The organism is Sphingobacterium sp. UBA2480 (assembly GCF_002341965.1).
Classification (GTDB): domain Bacteria; phylum Bacteroidota; class Bacteroidia; order Sphingobacteriales; family Sphingobacteriaceae; genus Sphingobacterium; species Sphingobacterium multivorum.
Genome location: NZ_DDPA01000008.1, coordinates 181038 through 200636, shown reverse-complemented (window position 1 = coordinate 200636; position 19599 = coordinate 181038). Strand labels below are relative to the sequence as shown.

Sequence of the window (19599 nt, the reverse complement as noted above, 5' to 3'; positions counted from 1 at the left end):
ATGTGAAAAAGGGCTATCCAATTTTTTGGACAGCCCCTTATGCTATGTAATGAATGTATTCTTAATCTTTTGACATACTGCCAATAATCATTTCCAATATGGCAACGACAATGGCAAACAGCGCTGCGGTCCAAAATCCATGTACATCAAATTTGGAACCAAGTAGTGAATCGGTCAACAAGACCATTAATACGGTAATAATAAAGGAAACTAGACCAAGGGTAAGCCAATTCAATGGGAAAGTAAATAACCTTAAAATCGATCCCACAGTGGCGTTGACAAATCCAATGACAAGTCCCGTAACGATAGCCCAACCGAAACCAGCAACTTCAGCACCAGGAACAACCCAGCAAGCAATTGCGACTACCAGACCAGTAAGTAAAAGACTAATAATAAATTTCATAATATGTGCTAATTTATAAAGAGTAAATAAAGTAATAATATAATACTTATCGTACAAACCCGATGCCAAACTTTGTTTAGATCATCGCTTTTAAATCTTTGAAGTAGATGGATGGATGGATGGATGGACCGTTAACTGGTATTAGTAAGCGGGAGCTGTTTGATAAATAGCAATACTGGAATAAAAAATATATGCAAGCATAGTAAATATTTTGTATATTTATTCAGAAGCTATGCATGCTATAGCCGTATGGTCATCAACGATTATGCGTGTTATGTATGACGATTGCCGATGGTGGAAAAGAATTGAACGACGTACTTACGTCGTTTAAACAAGCGATCGGATCGCCAATAGCGGGGAAAATTGAAAGAATTAAGTTCATAAAATAATAGACCCATGAAGAAAATTATGATGTCATTCATAATGCTGCTTACTACAGTGGCATTATTTGCGCAGACCGATCCCATCATCGGAAAGTGGGAAAACCCAAGCGGCGAAGGTCGTGTTGAAATTTACAAGAAAGGCGATAAGTTTTTTGGAAAACTCTATTGGCTGAAATTTCCAAATAATGAAGCCGGTCAGCCTAAGAAAGATATAAAAAACCCAGATAAAGCATTGCAGGGCAGAAATGTGCAAGGACTCGAAATCTTGACCAATTTTGATAAAGATGGCAATACCTATGTTGACGGCAAGATCTACGATCCGAAATCGGGCAAAACGTATAGCTGCAAAATGACCTTAAAAGGAGATAAGCTTGATATCAGGGGCTATGTTGGTGTGAGCTTGCTTGGACGCACCGAGACATGGAAAAGAATTAATTAAGACAGAAAATGGCCACAAAATCAACATAATCCGCTTGCATGGATAGGTCAGATTCCATCCAAAAGGCAATTTATTTCTTGGAAGTAAATTGCCTTTTTGGTTTTGTGCTGGAATTACAGTATTTTCATCCCTACAAATTATAAATACCAGCTCTATGGCCGTAAAAATGTCTTATGTTGAAAATGTCAAGCTTGCACTACAGTCCATTGTAGGGAATAAGCTGCGGACATTTTTAACAGCACTGATCATTGCCATAGGGATGATGGCATTAATAGGAGTATTGACCTCGATCGATGCCATGAAAAACTCACTGACAGATTCCTTTTCATCCATGGGATCAAATTCCTTCAACATACGCAACCGGGGATTAAATGTCCGGATCGGTAATGAAGGGACTCGCTCAAAAGTCTTTGCTAATATTACCTATGCACAATCTGCAAGATTCAGACAGGATTTTCACTTTAATGCGCTGACATCGATCAGTGCCAATGTAAGCTGGAATACGACCGCAAAATATCAATCCAAAAAAACAAACCCCAATATCGGCCTGATCGGGACAGATGAAAATTATCTGCAGACATCAGGGTATGTTGTTAGCGAAGGCCGTAATTTTTCTACGCGGGAGGTTGAAACAGGTAGTGGCGTGATTATCATCGGTAGTGAAGTGAGTAAAATGCTATTCAACGAAATTATTGATCCAATAGGGCAGTTTATTACGGTTAACAATATCCGCTATTTGGTGATAGGAGTCTTAAAAAGTAAAGGTTCTTCTGCCGGGATGGGCGGGGATAGGGCCTGCTTTATTCCACTGATCAAGGCCCGGGCAGTGATGCAGGGTACCGAGCCCTCCTATGTGATAACTGTTTCTTCCAATGATCCCATGCGATTGGAAGCCGCAATCGGCGAAGCTACCATCGTCTTTAGAAATATCCGCGGATTGGCATCACGGCAGTCCAATGATTTCGAAATCACCAAATCAGATGCGGTTGCCCAGATGCTGATGCAAAATATGGCTATGGTTACTTTGGGAGCGGTCGTGATTGCTTTTATAACCCTTGTGGGAGCTTCAATCGGATTGATGAACATTATGCTAGTCTCGGTTACTGAACGTACCCGGGAGATCGGCATACGCAAGGCGATCGGTGCAACACCGAGTGTTATACGGAAACAATTTTTGATGGAAGCCATCGTGATCTGTATGATCGGAGGTGTGGCCGGAATCTTTATTGGTATCCTGATCGGTAATATCCTGGCGCTACAGCTCGGTACATCCTTTATTATACCTTGGGGAGCGATAATTTTAGGTTTCGCGGTATGTGGACTCGTCGGTATGTTATCGGGCTATTACCCGGCTTCAAAAGCATCTAAACTGGATCCAGTCGACGCGCTTCGTTACGAGTAATTCACATTGGCCCCCCTATCGCTCTATTTTTACGAAATTTTTGTAGATAAGACTTTTTTTATGCGATAGCCTAAATCGGCTAGCTTTCACTTCTATTTGCTTGCAAAATTGCGGCATTTTTCATCTAAAATGCGAGCGACCAAAGTCGATATAAGATTATACCAACTTCGGATTGCAAGTACAATGAGTCCACGTTGAGTCTACATTGAGTCCACCTTTTATAAGTGGAGTTACTATAGAGACAAGGTACATTCACCCTGCTTGCAGCCCGAAGATGTCTCGCGGTTGTCTCCCTGTTGGTCGCTATCAAAGCAAGAGGAAAAGTAGGGCGATTGAAAAAAGGAATTTTATGCAATCGGTTTAATGTTACCAAATCATTGATTTGGGGTGAATTCTCCGTGAATAGCCCTTTTCTCGAAAGGTAAAGCAACTTATTCCAATGAAAAAACTGTAATATTGTATAAAAAAAATAAAATCGAATTATGTACAATACATTACAACCAGTTTTAGAAAAGGAATTGGAAGCAATCAAAGAAGCGGGATTGTATAAGCAAGAGCGTGTAATCGTTACGCCTCAAGGAGCAGACATCAAAGTGAGTACAGGACAGGAAGTTGTCAATTTTTGTGCGAACAATTATTTGGGTCTGTCTTCGCACCCCAAAGTAATCGAAGCAGCTAAGAAAGCGATTGATACACATGGTTATGGAATGTCATCCGTACGTTTCATCTGTGGAACCCAAGATGTGCATAAAGAATTAGAAGCAAAAATTTCAAAGTTCCTCGGAACAGAAGATACTATTTTATATGCGGCAGCATTCGACGCGAATGGTGGTGTATTCGAACCCTTATTTGGTGCTGAAGATGCCATCATTTCTGACGAATTGAATCACGCCTCTATCATTGACGGTGTTCGTTTGTGTAAAGCACAACGTTTCCGTTATAAAAATGCAGATATGGCTGATTTGGAAGCACAATTGCAGGCTGCATCTGGTGCTAGACATAAAATCATTGTTACAGATGGCGCATTTTCGATGGATGGATCTGTAGCTCCATTGGATCAGATCTGTGATCTAGCAGACAAATACCAGGCGCTAGTGATGATCGATGAGTCGCACTGTACTGGATTTATCGGTGCAACGGGACGTGGTACACACGAGCTTTTCAATGTTATCGATCGTGTAGACATTATTACGGGCACTTTGGGCAAAGCCTTAGGCGGTGCTTCTGGTGGTTTCACTTCCGGTAAAAAAGAAATCATCGATTTGTTACGTCAGCGTTCACGTCCATACCTATTTTCTAATACCCTGGCACCAGCAATTGCAGGAGCTTCTGTAGCGGTTTTAGATATGCTGAGTGAGACAACTGCATTGCGCGATAAATTGGAGTCAAATACAACTTATTTCCGTGAAAAAATGACGGCTGCTGGATTTGATATCAAACCAGGTTTCCACCCAATCGTGCCTGTAATGCTTTATGACGCGAAATTAGCGCAAGAATTCGCATCCAAGATGTTGGACGAGGGAATTTATGTGATTGGTTTCTACTATCCTGTTGTACCTCAGGGAAAAGCCCGTATCCGTGTGCAGATTTCGGCAGGACACGAAGTTGCTCACCTGGATAAAGCAATCGCCGCCTTTACCAAAGTAGGTAAAGAATTAGGTGTAATTAAATAAAATACACATAGTTATAAATTTTATGGTGCAAAATGTTTATCTTTGCACCCTAAAATTTTATAAAAATATTCTTGCTCAATGCAAAACATTAGAAACATTGCGATCATCGCTCACGTCGACCACGGTAAAACTACGCTTGTAGACAAAATTTTATATTTTACCAATCAATTCAGAGAAAATGAAAATGCTGGTGAATTAATCCTAGACAATAATGATTTAGAGCGTGAGCGCGGGATCACTATTGTATCTAAGAACGTATCAGTAACATATAAAGGTGTTAAAATCAACATCATCGATACCCCAGGTCACGCCGATTTCGGTGGTGAAGTAGAGCGCGTATTGAAGATGGCTGATGGAGTAGTGCTATTGGTCGATGCTTTCGAAGGACCAATGCCTCAAACACGTTTCGTTACAGGTAAAGCTTTGGGATTAGGTATCAAACCTATCGTCGTTGTCAATAAAGTCGATAAAGAAAACTGTCGTCCTGAAGAAGTATACGAACATGTTTTTGACCTATTCTTCAACTTAGGTGCTACTGAAGAGCAATTGGACTTCCCAGTATTGTACGGTTCTTCAAAACAAGGATGGATGTCTACAGATTGGAAAAATCGTACTGAAGACTTCACGGACTTGTTGGAAGCCATCATCAAATATATCCCTGCACCAGAAGTATCTGAAGGTACTTTGCAAATGCAGGTAACATCATTGGATTATTCGACGTTCGTAGGACGTATCGCTATCGGTCGTGTTGCGCGTGGTACGATCAAGGAAAACCAACCGGTTTCTTTGGTGAAACGCGATGGAAAAGTTGTGAAATCACGTGTAAAAGAACTACAGGTATTTGAAGGCCTTGGCCGCATCAAAGTGCCTGAAGTAAGTGCCGGTGATATCTGTGCCGTCGTTGGTATCGAAGGTTTCGATATCGGTGATACCATTGCAGATTTTGAAAATCCAGAGCAATTGGAAGTTATCAGCATTGATGAACCAACAATGAACATGTTGTTTACCATCAATAACTCTCCTTTCTTCGGTAAAGAAGGTAAATTGGTAACATCACGTAACATCTACGATCGTTTACAAAAAGAGTTGGAGAAAAACTTAGCACTACGTGTCGTTCCTACAGAGTCTCCAGATGCTTGGTTGGTATACGGACGTGGTATCCTTCACTTGTCGGTATTGATCGAAACAATGCGTCGTGAAGGTTATGAATTGCAGGTAGGCCAGCCACAAGTTATCATCAAAGAAATTGATGGTCAAAAATGTGAGCCAATCGAAGAGCTTGTTGTTGACGTTCCTTCTGATGTGTCAGGAAAAGTAATTGAGTTGGTGACCCAACGTAAAGGTGAGTTGTTGATTATGGAAGCTAGAGGAGATATGCAACATCTTGAGTTCTCTATCCCTTCTCGCGGTATCATCGGTTTACGTAACAACGTGTTGACAGCAACAGCTGGTGAAGCTGTTATGGCACACCGTTTGAAAGGTTACGAGCCTTGGAAAGGTACAATTCCTGGTCGTTTGGCTGGTGTATTGATCTCTTTGGATACAGGTTCAACAACAGCATACTCCATCGATAAGTTACAAGACCGTGGTCGTTTCTTCGTAGATCCAGGTGTGGATGTATATGAAGGACAAATTTTAGGTGAACATATCCGTGACAATGATTTAACGATCAACGTTACCAAAGGAAAACAGTTGACAAATATGCGTGCTTCTGGTTCTGACGACAACGTACGTATTGCACCAGCAATCAAATTCTCCTTGGAAGAATGTATGGAGTATATTCAAGCTGACGAGTATATTGAGGTGACACCGCAATCAATGCGTCTGCGTAAAATCTATTTGACTGAAAACGAGCGTAAAGTAAACGCGAAGAAATTTCAATAGTCCATAGCGAAAAGCGATAATAAAAAAGCCTTCGAACATTGTTCGAAGGCTTTTTTATTTGCCTGTTATTTGTTTTCTGCGCCAAATAGCGCTTACAATTTTACTTTTTTGTTCTTACCTCTGCTGCACGGTACGTGTCACCGTCCGTTGTGTAGATTTTGAACTGCACATCATAAGCTTCCGGTACATAAATCACAATCGGCATTCTGCCATTGTAACGTACAGTCTCCGGTTGTGCCGAAACAAAAAGGTTTCTTTTTTCTTTGTCTGGACAAGCCATCATGGTGCTGGCAACATTGCCATTTGTTTTGAATACATAATAGTCATAACCCCAGCCTTGAAGATCCTTTTTCTCCAACGTGCCCGATAGGTTAAAGGAGTTACATCCATCTACTTCCATCCATTTACCTACCGAAAATTCTATTTTTTTGTTTTTATCGCTTTCTGAATAGGGAACTTCAATCACCATTTTCTTATATCCTTTTTCGGGGCTCGGAAAAATGCTTAAGTCTATTTTGTCGATAACCATTTGCGCTTTACTAATAGTTGTTGAGGATACTAATGCAATTACTAATAGCATCATTACTTGAAATACATTTTTTTTCATATCACTGTTATTTGATTTTTAAAGACATATTTGCTATTCATCTGTTTTGTGTTTTTCAATCAATAATATCAAATATGCCTTAATTAATTTGTTGTTTAAACGCTGTGTCTATAAAAAATGCTACATTTTGTAGAAGATTAACACCTATAGGACTATATTGTTTTCGAAAGGATTAATTGTAAATCGAAAAATAATTGTCTGGGAAACTAAATGAAATATCATGTTTTCCTTTATAACAGATTTTAATATTAGTGATTCGCCAGGATGAATCCTTTTGGTGAATTTTAGCCAAGTTTAGAACAGCAGCTCTTTTTTTGAAATTCAGGTGATAGAAAACCGAATTGCTTTTTAATTCGCAGGAATATAATCAGCCAAGAATACGTAACTTTGTGTGAGATAAGGATTATTATGAGTAAACAGGTGGAGCACACTCCAAAAGAATATATTCAGATAAAGGGTGCAAGAGTTAATAACTTAAAGAATATTGACGTTGATATCCCAAAAAATAAATTAGTTGTTATCACTGGAATGTCGGGCTCAGGAAAATCATCCTTAGCTTTTGATACGCTCTACGCCGAAGGACAACGACGTTATGTCGAGAGTCTTTCTTCGTACGCAAGACAGTTTATGGGACGGATGAATAAACCGGAGGTGGATTACATCAAAGGTATTGCTCCTGCGATTGCCATAGAACAACGCGTCATTACGTCCAACCCTCGTTCGACGGTGGGGACATCCACTGAGATCTATGATTATCTGAAATTGTTGTATGCCCGGATAGGCAAGACAATTTCTCCTGTATCAGGCCGCGAGGTGACCAAAGACAGTGTGAGTTCAGTGGTGGATTTTGCGTTGAATTTAGAAGAGGGGACAACGGTGACACTTCTTGCTCCGCTTATACCTTCCCATGGGCGTAAACTTAAGGAAGAACTGTCGCTCCTGTTACAGAAAGGTTTTGTGCGTGTCTTCTATGGTGATAGTATGCAGAAAATCGAAACTATTATCGATGATAAGTCCATCGCCAACAAAGACCTCCAGGATGGTGAAGTACTTATTGTCGTCGACCGGGTTCGCATTGAACAGGACGATGATACTGTCAATCGACTTTCTGACTCGGTCCAAACAGGTTTTTTCGAGGGTAAAGGCGAGCTCTATATGGAGGAAAATGGTCAGCGACATCATTTCTCCCATAAATTTGAACTTGATGGCATAACCTTTGAAGAACCTACACCAAATTTCTTCAGCTTCAATAACCCGTATGGTGCCTGTCGTCGATGTGAAGGTTATGGAAAGATCATTGGTATTGATCCCGATCTTGTTATTCCAGACAAGAGCCGATCGGTTTACGATGGCGCGATTGCACCCTGGCGAGGAGAGAAAATGGGCGAGTGGCTACAGAAACTTGTTAAAAGTTCACTGAAATTTGATTTCCCGATACATCGTGCATACATGGACCTGACGACCGCGCAGAAAGAGCTGCTGTGGACGGGAAATCAATATTTTGAAGGCCTTACCCAGTTCTTCGAAGAACTTGAAGCCCAAACCTATAAAATTCAATACCGTGTGATGTTATCGCGCTACCGTGGGAAGACAGATTGCCCGGATTGCCGCGGTACCCGATTGCGAAAAGATGCTACCTACGTGAAAGTAGGGGGCAAGTCTATCACCGATATCGTATTGATGCCACTTGAAGAAGCCTTGGAGTTTTTTAAAACTTTACCGCTGGTCGGTAATGAGTTGGTCATTGCCAAAAGACTTCTTGCTGAAATTAATAACAGGTTGCAATTTTTGTGCGATGTTGGATTAAGTTATCTGACGCTGAACCGGCTGTCGAATACCCTTTCAGGCGGTGAGTCGCAGCGGATCAACCTGGCTACTTCATTAGGGAGTTCGCTCGTAGGTTCTATCTATGTGTTGGACGAACCCAGTATCGGGCTCCATCCACGTGATACACAGCGCCTGATTTCTGTGCTGAAATCCCTCCGCGATGTTGGCAATACGGTTGTAGTGGTCGAGCATGAGCAGGAAATGATGGAAGCTGCCGATTACCTGATCGATATCGGACCGGAAGCGGGAATCAATGGCGGCGAGATGGTCTTTGCGGGTACATATCAGCAGATTCTGAAAGACCCAAAAAGTCTTACGGGTCAATACCTCAGCGGCAAAAGCCAGATTGAGGTACCCCAAAAACGCCGTCCATGGTCCAATAGTGTGACCATTAAAGGGGCACATGAGAATAACCTCAAAGGGATTGATGTACAATTCCCATTGAATACCTTTACTGTGGTAACGGGTGTTTCGGGATCAGGTAAGACTTCGTTGGTCAAACGTATCCTTTACCCAGCACTGCAGAAGTCGATCGGCAATTACTCCGGCGAGCAGACCGGCGTCTATGATGCGATTGAGGGGGATATTACCCAGGTTGAACAGGTTGAAATGGTCGATCAAAATCCAATCGGTCGTTCTTCGCGATCCAACCCTGTGACTTACGTGAAAGCCTGGGATGAAATCAGGGCCTTGTATGCCAATCAGGCGCCAGCCAAAGCTGCTGGATTGAAACCTGCTGCATTTTCATTTAATGTTGAAGGTGGACGTTGTGATGTTTGTCAGGGCGAAGGTGAAGTTAAAATTGAAATGCAATTTATGGCCGATATCGTTTTACCATGTGAGGCCTGCGGAGGGAAACGATTTAAACAATTTGTGCTTGATGTACATTACAAGAACAAGTCTGTCGCAGATGTTCTCGAGCTGAGTGTTGATGAAGCGATTGTATTCTTTGAAGACCAGCCTAAAATATTGGCTAAATTGCAGCCTTTACAGGACGTTGGATTAGGCTACGTTAAGCTCGGGCAATCGTCAAGTACATTGTCTGGCGGTGAAGCACAGCGGATTAAACTGGCCTCTTTCCTTATTAAGGGTAATAACAGCAAGAAAACACTTTTTATCTTTGATGAGCCAACAACAGGCTTACACTTTCAGGATATTAAAAAGTTATTGAAATCATTTGATGCACTGATTGCCCTAGGCAACAGTATATTGGTGATCGAGCACAATATGGATATGATCAAATCGGCAGATTGGGTGATCGATATTGGTCCTGAGGGTGGAAATAAAGGCGGAAAGCTAGTCTTTGCGGGTCTTCCGGAAGAACTTATCCATTGTAAAGATTCTTATACAGGTCAATTTTTAAAAGCACATTTAAAAGATTAAACCCTACTTTAGCGAAGTGAAGTAATCGATATCAGGAGACCTGGGCTGCCAATATGTTACGATTTATTGTTCCTTTTTTAAGGCCTGATGGAATACTTTACACTAAATAAAAAACTAATATTTTAATACTTAATACAATTATGATTAAAAGATTTTTTTTAAGTGTCGTCCTTGGAATAGCAGCGCTTTCGTCCATGGCGCAGCAACCGGAAAGACCAAAATTGGTTGTCGGCCTGATGGTGGACCAAATGCGTTGGGATTATTTATATCGTTTTGCGGATCGATATGGAAATGATGGTTTCAAACGACTTTTGAAAGAAGGATTTTCCTGTGAAAATACATTGATTAACTATATTCCGACATACACAGCCATTGGGCACAGTTCGGTATATACAGGCTCAGTTCCCTCCATACATGGTATTGCAGGTAATGACTGGATCGAAGAACAGACGGGTAAGAATATGTACTGTACGCAGGACGATAATGTTGTTGGTGTAGGGACTACCGCCAAGGAAGGGCAGCAGTCTCCACGTAATTTGCTTGCGTCGACTGTAACGGATCAATTGAAACTCGCTTCTAACTTTAAATCCAAAGTGATCGGTATCGCGATTAAAGACCGTGGTGGTATTCTGCCTGCGGGGCATTTCGCTGATGCAGCGTATTGGTTCGAAGCTAAATCAGGTGATTGGATCACCTCTAATTTCTACATGGATAAACTGCCAAAATGGGTGGTAGACTTCAACAAGAAAAAATTGGCTGAGAAATACCTGAAAGGCGACTGGAAGCCCATGTATGATATTAGTACCTATGCTGCCAACAGCATTGCAGATGATAATATTTACGAAGGTAAATACCCTGGCGAAGAAAAACCGACTTTGCCGCGCGCAACTTCTAAGCTAATGAAAGACGAAGGCTATGAGCTGATCAAAACCACACCAATGGGAAATCAGTTTACCTTGGACCTGGCAATGGAAGCAATCAAAAATGAGCAGATGGGAAATAATCCGACCAAAAATACCGACTTCCTTTGTGTGAGCCTTTCAGCAACAGACTACGTCGGACACCGCTATTCATTGACAGCAGTGGAGATTGAAGATATTTATCTTCAGCTTGATAAACAACTTGCCGATTTCTTCAACTACCTGGATAAGACCGTGGGTAAGGGAAACTATACCTTCTTCCTGACTGCAGATCATGGTGCTTCTTATAACTCTCGGTTCTTTATGGATATGAAAGGAAATGGTGGTTATTTCTATTCACGTCAGATTATCGCAGGACTTAACAAAACCCTTAAAGAGAAATTTGGGCAAGAGAAGCTTGTGAAAAGCATGATGAACTATCAGGTACATTTAAACAATCAATTGATTGATTCGTTGAATTTGGATCGCGATAAAATAAAAGAGACTATCATTCGTGAGCTTCGCCATACAGAAGGTGTCGCATATGTGGCTGATATGGAAAAAGGCGAAAGTCTGATGATTCCGGCGCCTATTCGCGAAAAAATGATCAATGGTTACAACTTTAAACGTAGTGGTGCAATTCAGATTGTTTGTGAACCACAATGGTATGACGGTACGCCGCGCTCGACCGGTACAACACATGGTACCTGGTCTGGCTATGATTCCCATATTCCGCTGGTATTTATGGGCTGGGGAATTAAACCAGGTGTATCTAATACAGAGGTGCATATTGTGGATATTGCACCGACAATCTCTTCGCTATTGCATATTACTGAGCCCAATGGTAGCATCGGCAAACCGATCACAGCGGTATTGGGTCAATAAGGAGACTGTTGGTACCTGCTAAATCTGGCAGGTTTTATTCTATTGAATAAAAAACGTAAATTTGCAATTCAACAGGGGGTAAACAAACTATGCTTTCCAAAAAAACAAAATATGCAATAAAAGCACTGATGGTGCTTGGTCGTAATTACGGTAATGAGCCTATGCAAATCGTGAAGATTGCGCAGGAGGAGAATATTCCAAAAAAATTCTTGGAACAAATTCTGCTTGAAATGCGAAATGCCGGAATTCTCTATAGCAAAAAAGGAGCTGGTGGCGGTTACAGCCTCAATAAGGCTCCTGAAGATGTTTTCTTATCCCAGGTGATGCGCCTGATCGATGGACCCATAGCCTTGCTACCCTGCGTGAGCTTAAACTTCTACCGCTCGTGTGAAGAGTGTACACAGGAGCATGCCTGTGGCATACGCGATACGTTTGTAGAGGTGAGAAATGCCATGTTGCAGATTTTAAACGATACAAGTATTGCCCATTTAATCAATAAGGAAAAAGAATTGAACCTGAATGTAGATTAAAGGAAATAAAATATATTTTTCTATTTATACTGGAGGCGTAACAAATAAGTTACGCCTCTTTTTGTGTGCGGTAAAATAATTGGTATAGAGTGTATTATCGTGTTTTATTTGAAGGAGTCAAGTCTATTTTATTAATTGCATAATTATTTAACATTATTTTACGAATTTTCCGTAGCAACATTTATATATTTACCCCGACAATATATAAACGAAAATTTATGAAACTAACCTATTCCCTAGTTTTGTTTCTTTTATTTTCTGTCCTGGGTTCCAAGTCCTATGCACAACATAAACTTGTGGGATCGGTGGCAGATATCAAAGATCTTGCAAAACTACATCAAGCTTCAATCGCGCTGCTCAGTCCCAAAGATTCGATTTTGGTTAAATTTGGCCGGACGAAGGAAAATGGAACATTCCAAATTGCTAATCTAGACACAGGTACCTATAAAATGGTGGTTTCCTATCCACAGTATGCTGACTTGGTAAAGGATATCCATGTGGCTGCCCAAGACTTAGATATCGGTATTGTAAAGCTATCCAAAGCAGCTCTACTGCTGGAAGAGGTTCAGGTAAATGGTAAAATTCCGGTGGTGATCAAAGGCGATACGATAGAATATGATGCAGGTAGTTTTAAAGTAGAGAAGGATGCTAAAGTGGAAGACCTGCTAAAGGTATTACCGGGTATTACAATGGATGGATCAGGCAAGATCATCGCGCAGGGGAAGGAAGTGAAAAAGGTGTTGCTTGATGGTGAAGAGTTTTTTGGCGATGACCCAACGCTGATTACCAAAAACATCCGGTCAGATATGGTCAGCAAAGTACAGGTCTATGAAAAGAAATCGGATCTTGCCGTACGTACCGGCGTGGATGACGGAGAACGTACACAGACAATTGATATCAAGCTCAAAGAAGATAAGAAAAAGGGAATGTTCGGTCAGGCTGTTGCGGGAGCTGGTACAGATCAATATTATGGCGGAAAAGTCATGCTCAATAAGTTTAAGGGCTCGCAGAAAATTGCTGCTTATGGTATTCTGGCCAATGATGGAATGGTCGGATTGGGGTTTGAAGATAGCCAAAAATATGGTGTGGGCGGAAGTAGCAATGTGCAGATGATGGAGGGCGGAGGCATTATGATTTCCTCTGGTGGTGATGGTTCTGATGGGGGATGGGACGGTAAATACTATGGCGGTGGCGTGCCTAAGGCTGTCAACATGGGAGCAAGCTATTCGGATAAGTCCAAAGATGATAAGCATAAGATCAATGTCAACTTCAAGCGGAATCAGATCAATGTCAACAATACAAGTATATACAACGCACAGAATAACCTTCCTGAACGCGCACAGGTAGATAATAATGTGACCACATCTGAAACAGAAACACAGGCAAATATTGCAAATCTACGGTATGACTATAAGCTTGATTCGCTTGCTGACCTTACTGTCACCATGGGCTTTACCAAATCTAGCCGCGACAATTTATCCAATTCCGAAGCAGATCAACGTAAATTGGATGGCACATTGATTACACGGACTTCATCCAGGACAGATTTAAATAACGATCAGGATCGATTTAATATAAATGCGATGCTTACACGTCGTTTCAAAAAGGACCGCCGCTCCATTACTTTCAATGTCAATGCGAATGCAGATCAAAATCGCAACAAAACACAGTATTTTTCGGAAAACTTCTTCCAAAGTTCCGGAGATACAACCTTGATCGATCAATATAAAAATGATAAGCTGGCGAACAATACCTACGGAGCTTCAGTAACCTATTCGGAGCCGCTTTCTAAAAGGCTGACCGCTGCAATAGGTTATGCATTCAATCAAAATAAATCGGAAACACTCAATCAGTCATTTGATAAAGATCCGGCTACAGGAAAATATACGGTATTGGACCAAAACCTGCTCAACGATTTTGATTTTAACAGTTTAAAAAATGGTGTCAACGCCTCCTTGAATTACAAGTCGAATACATTAACAGTAAATTTGAGCAATCGAGTTGATTTTGAGCAGGTCAAGAGAACCTATAACAACCTGAATACAATACTGCAGCGGAACCAGACATCTGTTGCTCCAAATCTTTCCATCAACTACAAAATCTCGAAAAGCAAAAATGTAAGCTTCCGCTACAGCGGCCGCACGAGCCAACCTTCGTTGACACAAATAGAGCCGTTGAAACAAAATTCCCAGCCACTCGTCGAGTATTTGGATAATCCAGATCTGAAAGCGGGCTTTGATAACTCCTATTCAGTTAATTTCAATAACTACAAGCAGTTAAAGGATCAGAGCATCTATTTTTATGTGAGTGCAGATCAAGGAAAGAAAAGTATCAACAATAGCGTGCGCTATGATCTAGATAAAGGTACGCAGCAAATTTCCTACGTCAATATTGATAAAGACAATTGGCGTATGTATGGTGGTGGTGGATACAGTTTTGTATTGAAGAAAAAATGGGGATTAAAAATGAATCTTGGCATGAATGCGCAGTATAACAGCCAATTTAGCTACTTATCCTCCTTCAATGAAGAGCCAAAGCTCAATAGAAATCAGACATGGAGTGTAGCACCAAGTATTGGTTTTAGCCGATATAAAGCAAATAAGATGGATTTTTACATCTCCATGAGTCCTGGTGCGGAGCAGATGAATTCCTATCTGCAGCCTGAGTTGAATCGGACGACTTTTAAATTCAGGACGTTCTCGGAGATTACCTATTATTTACCAAAAGACTTTAAAATTTCCCTGTCGACAAACCAGAATTATCAGGCCGCTACAAAAACGCTTGAATCCATTAATATCATTAATATGAATGGTTATGTTTCCAAGAAATTATTGAAAGATAAGTCCTTGGAGGTACAGGTATTTGTCAATGATATTTTGAACAAAAATAATGGAGTGTATCGTTATCAGAATGGAACTTCATTTATCCAGACCAGCAACGACGTATTGCGCCGGTATGGAATGCTAAAAGTAATCTACAATTTTACAACAATGAAAGGAGATGCCAAATGAGTAAGTATATCAAGTTGATGGTTTGGGTATTATTGCTGTGTGCGGGTACAGCCCACGCACAACATGCTTATTTTCCGAGCAGCGGAACGGTCACCTATGAACGGAAGTTCCATGTGCAGAATTTCTTAAAGCGTAATTATCTCAGCAAGCCCGATTTAGATACCTGGGATAAGCTGATGGTCGACAATGCCGTGAAAAATGGGCCTGCCGAGGTAGTGACCCACCATATTTTGAAGTTTTACGATAATGAAACCCTGTTTGAAACCGTGCAGGAGGATTATCCTGCGAATTATCGTAATGTGACTTACTATAATTCTATTCTTCCCGATTCAAAAACCTATATTAATTTCCAGAATCAGGAGTTTTTAAAGTTGCTCCCTTTTGGAGATGAGCAGTTGTTGCTCAAAGATTCTTTGCCTGCGGTTAAATGGAAATATACGGATGAATACCGAAATATTGCGGGATATGATTGTCGGAGAGCCAATGGAATTATTCAAGATTCGGTCTATGTAGTAGCCTTTTTTGCGGGACAAATACCAATCTCTGGTGGGCCTGAGCTTATCCATGGGCTCCCAGGTCTGGTAATGGGGATATCTATCCCGAGCATGAATGTCAATATGTTTGCCACAAAGGTGGAGATTACCAATACAGCATTTTCCAATGTGCTGACCAAAAAGAAAAAGGTGGTTGCGGAATCCAGAACGGAGATCATAAAGAAGCTGAAAGATACCGTCTATGACTATATGGATGAGAAGGCCTTTAAAAAACGACTGCAGAGTATACTCTTTTAGGGATTAATCTTATACCGTTCTTGTCCCGTCGAGATGAAAAAAAAGCCTGTTCATACGAACAGGCTTTTTGTATAAAAGAAATGCCGGTTTTATATTAACGTACCGTACTTCCTACTTTAATTGTTGTATCCGGTTTGACAAAATCCAATCGACCGTCAGCATCTTCTGCCATCAGGATCATTCCTTGTGACATAATTCCTTTGATTTCACGAGGTTCAAGGTTGACCAAAATAGATACCTGACGGCCTACGATTTCCTCAGGACTGAAGAACTCTGCGATACCCGAAACGACTGTGCGTGTATCTAAGCCGGTGTCTATCGTCAATTTTAACAATTTCTTGGTTTTGGCAACTTTTTCAGCGGCTGCAATAGTTCCAACGCGGATATCCATTTTAACAAAATCATCGAAGCTAATGTTTTCTTTCGCAGGAGCAACTTTTGTATTATCAGCTAGATTTTTTGCTTTTGCTTCAGCAAGTTTGTTTAGTTGGAAGTCGACTTGTTCATCGGTTATTTTGTCAAATAACAATTGTACTTCACCCAGTTGGTGTCCAGTTTTGATCAAAGCATCTGAACCTGCGTCGTTCCAGTTTCCTTGAGGGAAATTGAGCATTTCAAATAGTTTGATAGCTGTTTTTGGTAAAAACGGTTGCGCAAGAACGGCAAGATTGGCAACGATTTGAGCCGCTACATTTAGGATTGTTTTGACACGCTCCTCATCTGTTTTAATGATTTTCCATGGTTCCTCATCGGCAAGATATTTGTTGCCCAGACGCGCTACATTCATAAATTCTGCCAATGCCTCACGGAAGCGGAATTGCTCCAAAGACGATTTGATAGAAGTAGGGTATGCTTTTAGTTCATCCAGTACTGCTTGATCTACAGCTGTCAGTGGCGAGCCGTTCAATACTTTGCCATCGAAATATTTGTGAGAAAGTACCAAGACGCGGTTGACAAAGTTTCCAAAAATGGCAACCAGCTCATTGTTGATCCGAGCTTGGAAATCTTTCCAGGTAAACTCCGCATCTGAAGTTTCAGGTAAGATGGATGTCAATACATAACGCAATTCATCCTGTTTATCCGGGAATTCCTGTAGGTATTCATGTAACCAAACCGCATGGTTTCGAGAAGTGGACAGCTTATCGCCCTCCAGGTTCAGGAATTCGTTGGCTGGAATATTTTCTGGTAAAATATAGTCGCCGTGTGCATGAAGAATCGCCGGGAAAATAATGCAGTGGAAAACAATATTATCTTTTCCAATAAAGTGGATCAGCGTAGAATCGTCTGCTGGGTTTTCATGGGTTTTCCAATAGTCTTCCCAGTTTTTACCATGATCCAAAGCCCATTGTTTTGTTGCTGAGATATAACCGATAGGCGCATCTAACCAAACATAGAGTTTTTTACCCTCTGCTTCAGCCAAAGGTACATCAACGCCCCAATCCAGATCTCTTGTCATTGAACGCGGCTGTAAACCGGATTTAAGCCACGATTGACATTGACCAAAAACGTTGGACTTCAGGATATTTTTCTTTCCTTCGATTAGCCATTTTTCAAGCCAAGGCTGGTATTTGTCCAATGGAAGATACCAATGTTTTGTTTCTTTCAAAACCGGTGTCTTTCCGCTCAATGTTGAAATCGGGTTGATCAGATCTGTTGGGCTAAGTGATGTTCCACATTTCTCACATTGGTCACCATAGGCACCTTCGGATTTACAATTTGGACAAGTTCCCGTAATGTAGCGGTCAGCCAAAAACTGATGGTATTCCTCATCGTAATACTGCTCCGAAAATTTCTCGACAAATTCACCTTTGTTGTAAAGGTTCAAGAAGAAATCCTGCGATAACTGGTGATGTATGGGCTCCGATGTACGGTGATAGATATCGAAAGAGATACCAAACTCTTCAAAGCTTTCTTTGATTTGTTTGTTGTATTTGTCAATGATTTGCTGTGGGGTGATGCCCTCTTTTTTTGCACGGATGGTAATCGCCGCACCATGCTCATCTGAACCACATACATAGACTACATCTTTTTGATTTAGACGCAGATAACGGACAAAGATATCCCCTGGGATATAAGCTCCGGCAAGGTGTCCAATATGTAAAGGACCATTGGCATAAGGTAATGCCGATGTGATGGTATAACGTTTTTTATCTAGAATACTCAATGCTTGAAAGTATATTAAAGTGTGTACTTGTTTTCTTTGGCAAACTTAGATAAATTGCTGTTTATATGCAATATAAATGCATGTCATATCGAACAATTTATTCTTGAATTCTTGTTTTGGCTGATTTCTACGATTACGGCAACTTGATTAAAATACGCTGCTATTTAACCTCTTGTTATCGTAGAAATATTATTCAACATAGCGGTAGAAAACTTAGATAAATTTACGTTTATTTGTACATATAAGCACCATATATCAAGTATATTTCTAATCGGACTTTGCAATGTAGAGGTCCTTTTTTTCGAAAGTGTTTGATGTTATTGGCCAGAAAGATTCTTCAGTTCGCTTGCATAGCTGTTGGTGTCTTCGAAGCCATGAAGGTTTTGTTTGATCATTAGTGATAAAAAAATATGTCCAAAATTCCTGATTTTCTGAAAGAAGGCGATAAAGTCGCTATTGTTTGTCCTGCGAGTTTTATACGTGGATCTATTGATGTTGGCATAAAAACATTAGAGAGTTGGGGGCTGGAGGTTGTCATTGGGAAGACTGTTGGGGCATCGTTTCATCAGTTTGCCGGAGATGACAATTTACGCACCGCCGATCTGCAGTGGGCGCTGGATGACCCGTCGATTAAAGCTGTTTTTGCGGCGCGTGGAGGTTACGGCTGTGTTCGTATTGTCGACGAAATCGATTTTTCAAACTTTGAAAAAAATCCCAAGTGGTTGGTGGGTTTTAGTGATATAACCGTATTGCATAGCCATATCCAACGCAATTATAAAATTGCTACAATACATGGACAGATGCCCAAGTCTTTTGAAACGGGGACAACAGCTTCTTTGGAAACCTTGAAAAATGCATTGTTTGGCCATAATATGGACTTTGCCTACGAACAGACGTTTTTCCCCAATCGTGCGGGTACAGGCGAAGGCAAATTGATCGGTGGAAATTTAGCCATCTTGCTTTCGGTACTTGCTTCCGATTCGGATGTCAATTACAAGAATAAAATTTTATTTATAGAGGACGTAGGGGAAGCCTATTACTCCATCGACAGAATGCTATGGGCATTGAAGCGTGCTGGGAAACTCAAAAAATTGAATGGTCTCCTAGTAGGTGGCTTTTCTGCCATGAAAGACAATGATCCAGCTTTTGGGCAAAGTATAGCGGAAATTGTATGGGATAAAGTGAAAGAATATGATTTTCCGGTAGCATTTGGTTACCCCGCAGGGCATATTGATGACAATCACGCCCTCATGTTTGGGCGAAAAGTAACATTGGAGACGACAGAAAATTCTGTTCAGTTAACCTATTTGTAGGGATA

The 19599-nt window shown here is 41.0% G+C and carries 13 protein-coding genes; 10 read left to right on the top strand and 3 right to left on the bottom strand.

Annotation, left to right across the window (positions count from 1 at the left end):
• Positions 1 to 61: 61 nt before the first annotated feature.
• Positions 62 to 403 (bottom strand): phage holin family protein, encoded by a 342-nt coding sequence (locus B3600_RS19665; RefSeq protein WP_046672635.1) that lies wholly within the window; start codon positions 401 to 403, stop codon positions 62 to 64.
• Between the two features lie 396 nt (positions 404 to 799).
• Here B3600_RS19665 and B3600_RS19660 point away from each other — a divergent pair, with 396 nt between their 5' ends.
• The 4 genes from B3600_RS19660 to typA all read left to right on the top strand — a co-directional run bounded on the left by B3600_RS19660 (position 800) and on the right by typA (position 6184).
• On the top strand, positions 800 to 1225 hold the full coding sequence (locus tag B3600_RS19660; protein WP_070565860.1) for a DUF2147 domain-containing protein: 426 nt from the start codon (positions 800 to 802) through the stop codon (positions 1223 to 1225).
• A gap of 154 nt (positions 1226 to 1379) precedes the next feature.
• Complete coding sequence (locus B3600_RS19655) at positions 1380 to 2627, top strand: ABC transporter permease (RefSeq protein ID WP_088159803.1); 1248 nt, start codon at positions 1380 to 1382, stop codon at positions 2625 to 2627.
• Between the two features lie 482 nt (positions 2628 to 3109).
• Complete coding sequence (gene kbl / locus B3600_RS19650) at positions 3110 to 4300, top strand: glycine C-acetyltransferase (RefSeq protein ID WP_046673761.1); 1191 nt, start codon at positions 3110 to 3112, stop codon at positions 4298 to 4300.
• A 78-nt stretch (positions 4301 to 4378) separates the two neighbouring features.
• Positions 4379 to 6184, top strand: coding sequence for a translational GTPase TypA (gene typA, locus B3600_RS19645; RefSeq protein ID WP_112375271.1), 1806 nt, complete (start codon positions 4379 to 4381; stop codon positions 6182 to 6184).
• A gap of 100 nt (positions 6185 to 6284) precedes the next feature.
• Here the strand turns inward: typA and B3600_RS19640 are convergent, their stop codons facing one another.
• The gene (locus B3600_RS19640) at positions 6285 to 6791 is read right to left on the bottom strand and encodes an ecotin (RefSeq protein ID WP_286754146.1); all 507 of its coding nucleotides are present in this window, start codon (positions 6789 to 6791) and stop codon (positions 6285 to 6287) included.
• A gap of 408 nt (positions 6792 to 7199) precedes the next feature.
• On the opposite strand from B3600_RS19640, the gene uvrA reads away from it, so the two are divergent.
• From uvrA to B3600_RS19615, 5 genes are all read left to right on the top strand, one after another.
• On the top strand, positions 7200 to 10001 hold the full coding sequence (gene uvrA, locus B3600_RS19635) for an excinuclease ABC subunit UvrA (RefSeq protein ID WP_286754145.1): 2802 nt from the start codon (positions 7200 to 7202) through the stop codon (positions 9999 to 10001).
• Positions 10002 to 10141: 140 nt separating this feature from the next.
• On the top strand, positions 10142 to 11785 hold the full coding sequence (gene pafA / locus B3600_RS19630) for an alkaline phosphatase PafA (protein WP_286754144.1): 1644 nt from the start codon (positions 10142 to 10144) through the stop codon (positions 11783 to 11785).
• Positions 11786 to 11874: 89 nt separating this feature from the next.
• Positions 11875 to 12315 (top strand): RrF2 family transcriptional regulator, encoded by a 441-nt coding sequence (locus B3600_RS19625; protein WP_046673766.1) that lies wholly within the window; start codon positions 11875 to 11877, stop codon positions 12313 to 12315.
• 218 nt (positions 12316 to 12533) lie between these two features.
• Positions 12534 to 15326, top strand: coding sequence for an outer membrane beta-barrel protein (locus B3600_RS19620; protein WP_286754143.1), 2793 nt, complete (start codon positions 12534 to 12536; stop codon positions 15324 to 15326).
• Positions 15323 to 16117: a GLPGLI family protein gene (locus B3600_RS19615; RefSeq protein WP_286754142.1), complete on the top strand. Its 795-nt coding sequence runs from the start codon at positions 15323 to 15325 to the stop codon at positions 16115 to 16117. Before B3600_RS19620 ends, B3600_RS19615 begins: the two co-directional genes overlap by 4 nt.
• Positions 16118 to 16211: 94 nt before the next feature.
• Here the strand turns inward: B3600_RS19615 and metG are convergent, their stop codons facing one another.
• A complete protein-coding gene (metG, locus tag B3600_RS19610) occupies positions 16212 to 18281 on the bottom strand; it encodes a methionine--tRNA ligase (protein WP_286754141.1) in 2070 nt (689 codons plus the stop codon).
• 410 nt (positions 18282 to 18691) lie between these two features.
• On the opposite strand from metG, the gene B3600_RS19605 reads away from it, so the two are divergent.
• A complete protein-coding gene (locus B3600_RS19605) occupies positions 18692 to 19594 on the top strand; it encodes a S66 peptidase family protein (RefSeq protein ID WP_286754140.1) in 903 nt (300 codons plus the stop codon).
• Positions 19595 to 19599: the final 5 nt, after the last annotated feature.